The organism is Glycomyces paridis (assembly GCF_004912155.1).
GTDB lineage: Bacteria > Actinomycetota > Actinomycetes > Mycobacteriales > Micromonosporaceae > Glycomyces > Glycomyces paridis.
This window is the reverse complement of the sequence record NZ_STGX01000005.1, coordinates 83,768-89,907: the sequence shown is the minus strand read 5'-3', so window position 1 is coordinate 89,907 and position 6,140 is coordinate 83,768. Positions and strand designations below refer to the sequence as shown.

The 6,140-nt window shown below is 73.0% G+C and carries 7 protein-coding genes; 2 read left to right on the top strand and 5 right to left on the bottom strand.

From position 1 onward, the window contains the following. Both E9998_RS26700 and E9998_RS08355 read right to left on the bottom strand, forming a co-directional pair. On the bottom strand, positions 1 to 472 hold a 472-nt coding region (locus E9998_RS26700; protein ID WP_476729800.1), incomplete at its 3' end, for a D-alanine--D-alanine ligase. After that, positions 465 to 1,442 carry an NAD(P)-dependent oxidoreductase gene (locus tag E9998_RS08355; RefSeq protein ID WP_136529254.1) on the bottom strand — a complete coding sequence of 326 codons (978 nt, stop codon included), beginning with the start codon at positions 1,440 to 1,442 and terminating at the stop codon, positions 465 to 467. The genes E9998_RS26700 and E9998_RS08355, both read right to left, overlap by 8 nt. A gap of 159 nt (positions 1,443 to 1,601) precedes the next feature. Here E9998_RS08355 and E9998_RS08350 point away from each other — a divergent pair, with 159 nt between their 5' ends. Further along, positions 1,602 to 2,954 (top strand): UDP-N-acetylmuramoyl-tripeptide--D-alanyl-D-alanine ligase, encoded by a 1,353-nt coding sequence (locus E9998_RS08350; RefSeq protein WP_136529253.1) that lies wholly within the window; start codon positions 1,602 to 1,604, stop codon positions 2,952 to 2,954. Between the two features lie 12 nt (positions 2,955 to 2,966). Here E9998_RS08350 and E9998_RS08345 read toward each other — a convergent pair whose 3' ends face one another. The 3 genes from E9998_RS08345 to ku all read right to left on the bottom strand — a co-directional run bounded on the left by E9998_RS08345 (position 2,967) and on the right by ku (position 5,092). Continuing rightward, positions 2,967 to 3,641 carry a DUF6766 family protein gene (locus E9998_RS08345; protein WP_136529252.1) on the bottom strand — a complete coding sequence of 225 codons (675 nt, stop codon included), beginning with the start codon at positions 3,639 to 3,641 and terminating at the stop codon, positions 2,967 to 2,969. Between the two features lie 92 nt (positions 3,642 to 3,733). Further along, on the bottom strand, positions 3,734 to 4,129 hold the full coding sequence (locus tag E9998_RS08340; protein WP_136529251.1) for a hypothetical protein: 396 nt from the start codon (positions 4,127 to 4,129) through the stop codon (positions 3,734 to 3,736). A 63-nt stretch (positions 4,130 to 4,192) separates the two neighbouring features. Then, entirely contained in the window at positions 4,193 to 5,092 is a 900-nt protein-coding gene (ku, locus tag E9998_RS08335; protein WP_192907058.1) for a non-homologous end joining protein Ku, read from the bottom strand. Between the two features lie 129 nt (positions 5,093 to 5,221). Between ku and ligD the strand changes: the two genes are divergently transcribed. Next, positions 5,222 to 6,139, top strand: a complete 918-nt coding sequence (ligD, locus tag E9998_RS08330) for a non-homologous end-joining DNA ligase (RefSeq protein ID WP_136529409.1) — start codon at positions 5,222 to 5,224, stop codon at positions 6,137 to 6,139. The last annotated feature ends 1 nt before the right edge of the window (position 6,140 follow it).

Sequence of the window (6,140 nt, the reverse complement as noted above, 5' to 3'; positions counted from 1 at the left end):
CCTCCTCGCCCGCCGCGACCACCCGGAACTCCGGCACCGCGATCCCCGCGCTCCGCGCCACCAGGTACGCCAGCGACTTGTCCATGCACAGCGCCGAGGCCGCCACGCCGCAGCCCGCGTACGGGACGCCCGACAGCTCCAGGAGCCCCTGCACGGCGCCGTCCTCGCCGTACCGCCCGTGCAGGACCGGCAGCACGGCGTCGAGCCGGACCTCCTCGTACTTCCCGTCGTCGAGGACCAGCAGCCCGTGCACGCGCCGGTCGGGCGAGAGCACCGCAGGCCGCGACCCCCGCTCCCAGTCCCCTTCGGGCCCTTCGCAGAGCCGCCAGCGCCCGTCCTCGGTGATCCCGACGAACCGCGCCTCGTACCGCGAGCCGTCCAGGGCCCTCGCGACCTCCCGCGCGGACTTCACCGACACGGGGTGCTCCTCCGCGGACCCTCCGAACAGGACTCCGATCGTCTTCCTAGCCATCCTGGCCCCTCTCCTCGTAACGCAGACATGCCGCGACCGAGCCCGCGACGGTGTCGCGCAGCGCCCGGTCGGTGTAGTACGCGGTGTGCGGCGTGACCACCACGTTCGGCAGCTTCTGGAGGCGCACGAGCGCGTCGCTGCCGACGCTCCCGCCCCGGTGGTCGGCGTAGAAGACCCCCTCCTCGCCCTCCACCACGTCGAGCGCCGCGCCGCCGAGCCGACCGGCCTCCAGCGCCTCCAGCAGCGCCTCGGTGTCCACGAGCGCGCCGCGCCCGGTGTTCACCAGGACCGCGCCGGGCCGCATCCGCCCGATCCGCCGCCGGTCCAGCAGGTGCCGCGTGCCCTCGTTGAGCGGCGTGTGCAGCGTGACCACGTCGCTCTCCTCCAGCAGCCGGTCGAGCCCCGCGTACTCGGCGTCCACCTTGGGCCGCCGGTCGTACGCCAGCACCCGGCACCCGAAGCCCCGCAACCGGTCGACGACCGCGCCGCCGATCCGGCCCGTGCCGACCACGCCCACGGTGAGATCCCGCAGCTCACGGCCGCGCTCGGGCGCGGGCCGATAGTCGTGCACGTCGGCGCGCAGCACCGCCGACCTCGCGTCGCGCAGCGCCATGAGCACGAGCATGACCGTGAAGTCCGCGACCCCGTCGGGCGCGTACTCCACGTTCCCCACGCGCATCCCCAGCGCCTCGGCGCACGCCACGTCCACATGGTCGAGGCCCGCGCTCCGCGTCGACACGTACTCCACGCCCACCGCCTTCAACGCGAGCAGCGTCGCCTCCGGCACGAGGGTCCGGTGCCCGACGCTCACGCACCGCGCCCCGGCCGCCATCGCGGCGTTCGCCGCCGACACCGGCGCCTCGGTCAGGACCGGCGCCACCGGGAGCCGGGCCGCCAGCGCGCGGAACGCGCCGGCCTCGTCGGGCCCGCACCCGTAGACGGCGATGCGGGCGGGTTCGTCTCCAGTCATGCCCGGTAGTCAAGCCCCGCCGGTGTTGTCGCGGCGTATGCGGTTTTCGATAGGCGCACGATATGCCGACCTATCGCCGACGTATCCGAATTCCCATACGCCCCCGCAACGCCCGCCGCCGTTGACTGGCGCCATGAACGCAACCGAACGAGCCGCCGCATGATCCCGCTCAGCCTCGCCGAGATCGCCGCGATCACCGCAGGGACCGTCGCGGGCGACCCCGCCGTCGAGGTCACCGCCCCGGCCGTCCTCGACGGCCGCCTGGCCGAACCCGGCGGCCTCTTCGTCGCCTTCCCCGGCGAGCACGCCGACGGCCACGACTTCGCCGCCCAAGCAGGCCTCGCCGGAGCCGCGGCCGTCCTCGGCTGCAAGCCCACCGCCCTGCCCACCGTCGTCGTCCCCGACGCCCAGGCGGCCCTCCAGACCCTCGCCGCCCACGTCACCGCCCGCCTCCGCAACGGACTCACGGTCATCGGCGTGACCGGCTCCCAAGGCAAGACCGGCACCAAGGACCTCATCGCGGCCGTCCTCACCGCCGCCGCGCCCTCCGTCGCCACCCACGGCTCGCTCAACAACGAGCTCGGCGCGCCGATTACCATGCTCCGCACCGACACCGCCACCCGGTACCTCGTCCTCGAAATGGGCGCGCGCCGCGTCGGCGACATCGCCGCGCTGGCAGCCCTCGCCCCGCCGGACATCGGCGTGGTCCTCAACGTCGGCCAGGCGCACCTGACCTTCATGCAGACCCGCGAGAACATCGCCAAGGCCAAAGGCGAACTCGTGCAAGGCCTCGCGCCCGGCGGCACCGCGATCCTCAACGCCGACGACCCCCGCACCGCCGCCATGCGCGGCCTCACCGGCGGCCCGGTCCTCACCTTCGGCCGCGCCCCGCACGCCGACGTGCGCGTCCTCGATCTGACCCTCGACCGCCTCGGCCGCCCCTCGTTCACCCTGCGCGCCGCCGACGCCGAAGCCCGCGTCGCACTCCCGCTCCTCGGCGCCCACCAGGCCCTCAACGCCGCCGCCGCGGCCGCCGCCGCCCTCGCCGCGGGCGTCCCCCTCGACACCGCCGCCGCCGCGCTCGCCACCGCCTCACTCTCGAAGCGGCGCATGGAACTCCACGAACTCGCAGGCGGCGTCACCGTCATCGACGACTCCTACAACGCCAACCCCGAATCGACCCGCGCCGCCCTCGACGCGCTCGCGGCGATCGAAGGCGGTCGCCGCATCGCCGTCCTCGGCGAGATGACCGAACTCGGCGACGCCGCCGAGACCGAGCACGTCGCCGTCGGCGCCCGCGCCGCCGCCCGCGCCGACCTCGTCGTCACCGTCGGCGAAGGCGCCCGCCCCATCGCCCGAGGCGCGGGGGACCGCGCCGTCCACCTCACCGGCAACGACGCGGTCAAGACCTGGCTCGACGCCCGCCTCGCCCCCGGCGACCTCGTCCTCGTCAAGGCCTCCCGAGCGGCCCGCCTCGACGAGATAGCCGCCCACCTCACCGAACGGGCCTGAACCGCGCCGACCTCAGCCGGACTCCTGCGTCACATCGTGCGGATCGCCCACCGGCTTCGACTCGGGCGAGCCGCGCTGGCGCAGGTACACGCTCAGCACCACGATCGAGCCCATCGCCAGCAGCTCCGACTGCCAGTTCTGGAGCGTCCGGTTCCAGAACTCGGCGCTGCCCGCGTACTCGGCCCACGACACGGGGTCCTGCAACTGCGCGAGCCGTTCGGCGTTGTAGGCGCTGCGCCCGGCGACGGACTGGGCGAGCCACGAGAGCGCGAACAGGACGCCCATCACCAGACCCAGCGAGCGCGCGAACACGGCCGTGCGCCAACCGCCCGCGCGCGCCCACGCAGGGGACTCCGCGGTGGCGTACCGCCCGACCTTCTGCCGCTCGTCCGACTCGGGCCCCGCGTTCTCCACGAGCTTCGACTCCGGCGAGCCGCGCTGGACGAGCCAGACGGTCGCGAACACGTACAGGAAGAACTGGAGGTACTCCGACTGCCAGTTCTCCGCGACGTCCACGGCGAAGTCGCTCGACGCCACGTACTGGAGCACGCTCAGCTCGCGCCCGCCGTCGACCAGCTGCCGGTCGTTGTGGTCGGCCCGGCCCGCGAAGGCCTGGCCGACGAGCGTGGCGAGGAACAGCAGGCCGAAGACGATGCTCAGGCCGTTGTCGCGCAGCGAGCGCTTCATGTCCACTCCTCAGAGGCGCAGCAGGCCGACGGTGACGAGGTACGCGAGCCCCAGGAGGGTGAACGCCAGGTACGCGGTGAACATCGCCCGCTTCACGCGCCCACCTCGCATTCGTGCGGCCGGTCGCCGCGGGCCTCGCATTCGGCGGCGGCCACCTTCCAGCCGCCGTCGAGTTCGGCGAGGAACAGCACGTCGGCGCCGGTGCGCACCTGCGCCCGGTCGCCCCACACCTCGACCGACTCGACCGCGCCGCCCGGCACGTCCGCCTTGGCGAACGCCTCCGCGCAAGGCAGGTCCTCCGACGACGCGAGCCCTTCCGCGGCATCGGGAGCGAGCGCCGCGCACGCCGCGGCCCCGTCGCCTCGGTCGACCGCGGCGAGAAAGTCCGAGGCCGCGGCCTCCGCCCCGGACTCGCGCCCGCTCGTCCCGCAGCCCGCGGCGCACAGCAGGAGGACCCCCAAGGCGGTGCCGACTCCGTTTCGCAGCATCCGGTGATTATTCCCCGCCCCGAACCCGCCAAACCGCGTAAACCGGCACAAGCGGTGGCGGTTTCAGGCGCTCTTGGGTTTGCGCGCGGCCTTCTTCGCGGTCTGCTTGGCGGCGCGCTTGCGGGTGGCGGTCTTCTTCGCGGTCGACTTCTTGGCCGCCTTCTTCGCGGTCTTCTCAGTCGCGCCGCGTCCGGTCTTGGCGCCGTCCTTCGCGTCGACGCTGCGTTGGAGGGCGTCCATGAGGTTGATGACCTTGGCCTTGGGTTCGTCCTTGGGCCGCTTGGCGGTCGAGCGTCCGGCGCGTTTGGCCTCGATGAGGTTCTCGAGGGCCTCGCGGTAGGCGTCGCTGTAGGCCTCGGGGCGGAAGTCGTCGGTCATGGAGTCGATGAGGGCGCCGGCCATCGCCAGCTCCTGCTGCTTGGCCTCGCCGCCGACGTCGGCGAAGCGCGGTTCGCGGATCTCGTCGGGCCACAGCATGGTGTGCACGATGAGGAGGTCGCCGCGCGGGCGGAGAGCCGCGAGGGTCTCTCTGCGTCGCAGGGTGATCCGGACGATCGCGATCTTTCCGGAGTCCTCCAGGGCCTCGCGCAGCAGCACGTAGGGGCGCCCGGCGGCCTTGTCGGGTTCGGCGTAGTAGGCCCGCTCGTAGTGGATCGGGTCGATCTGTGCGACGGGCACGAACTCGACGACCTCGGCGGTCTTGGAGGAGCTGACGGGCAGGTCCGCGAGGTCGTCGTCCTCCAGGAGCACCACGTCGCCGTCGACCTCGACGCCCTTGACGATGTCCTCGGGCGGCACGACCTCCTCGTCCAGCTCGCAGACCTTCCAGTAGCGGATTCGGCCGGTGTCGGCCGCGTGGTACTGGTGCAGCGCCGGGTCGTGGCTGCTCGTGGCCGTGTGGAGCTTGACCGGGATGCTCACCAGCCCGAACGCGATCGACCCGTTCCAAATCACCCCTGGCATGACCTCAGCATGACACCGGGAGCCATCGATCATGCGCGATAAGTAATCTTTGCTCGCGTTCGCGTCATACGCTCAGGGCGTGGACCAGCCCGACCAGCAGGCGCGGCCGTGACCGGCTTCCGCCAGCCGATGCTCGCGACGCCCGCCGAGCGCCGCTTCTCCAGCGCGGACTGGATCTTCGAACGCAAGCTCGACGGGATGCGGGCCCTCGCCGCCCGCGACGGCGACGGCCTCGCCCTGTGGTCGCGCACCGGCCGCCGCATCGACGCCTCGTTCCCCGAACTCCTCGACGCCCTCGCCGACCTCGGCGGCCCGAGTTTCGAGGTCGACGGCGAGATCGTCGCCTTCGAGGGGACGCGGACGAGCTTCGCCCGCCTCCAACGGCGCCTGCACCTCACCGACCCCGCCGAGATCGCCGCCACCGGCGTCGCCGTCCACTACTACCTCTTCGACCTCCTCTCCTACGGCGGCGAGGACCTCACCGGCCTGCCGCTGCGCGACCGCAAGCAGCTCCTCAAGCGCGCCTTCGCCTTCCGCGACCCCCTGCGCTACAGCGCCCACCGCAACGCCGAGGGCGAGGCCATGTTCGAGGAGGCCTGCGAGCGCGGCTGGGAGGGCCTCATCGCCAAGCGCGCCGCCTCCCGCTACCGCCCCGGCCGCAGCAAGGACTGGCGCAAGTTCAAGCGCGTGCGCGAGCAGGAGTTCGCCGTCGGCGGCTACACCGACCCGCAGGGCTCGCGCACCGGTTTCGGCGCGCTCCTCCTCGGCTACCGCGACCACGGACGGCTTCGGTACGCCGGGAAGGTCGGCACCGGGTACGACGACCGGACCCTGCGGCGCCTGCGCGAGCGGCTCGACGGCCTGTCGCGGGACGCGAGCCCGTTCGCCGGAGCGGTCGCCGAGCCCGGCCCGCACTGGGTCGAGCCCGAGCTCGTAGTCCAGGTCGGCTTCACCGAGTGGACCGCCGACGGGATGCTGCGCCACCCCAGGTACCTGGGCGAACGCACCGACAAGGCGGCCGAGGACGTCGTCAGGGAGGCGATCTGAC

Excerpts from the sequence above, each read along its gene's own strand:
- E9998_RS08355 (WP_136529254.1), bottom strand. The coding sequence starts at position 1,442 with ATGACTGGAGACGAACCCGCCCGCATCGCCGTCTACGGGTGCGGGCCC.
- E9998_RS08350 (WP_136529253.1), top strand. The coding sequence starts at position 1,602 with ATGATCCCGCTCAGCCTCGCCGAGATCGCCGCGATCACCGCAGGGACC.
- E9998_RS08345 (WP_136529252.1), bottom strand. The coding sequence starts at position 3,641 with ATGAAGCGCTCGCTGCGCGACAACGGCCTGAGCATCGTCTTCGGCCTG.
- E9998_RS08340 (WP_136529251.1), bottom strand. The coding sequence starts at position 4,129 with ATGCTGCGAAACGGAGTCGGCACCGCCTTGGGGGTCCTCCTGCTGTGC.
- ku (WP_192907058.1), bottom strand. The coding sequence starts at position 5,092 with ATGCCAGGGGTGATTTGGAACGGGTCGATCGCGTTCGGGCTGGTGAGC.
- ligD (WP_136529409.1), top strand. The coding sequence starts at position 5,222 with ATGCTCGCGACGCCCGCCGAGCGCCGCTTCTCCAGCGCGGACTGGATC.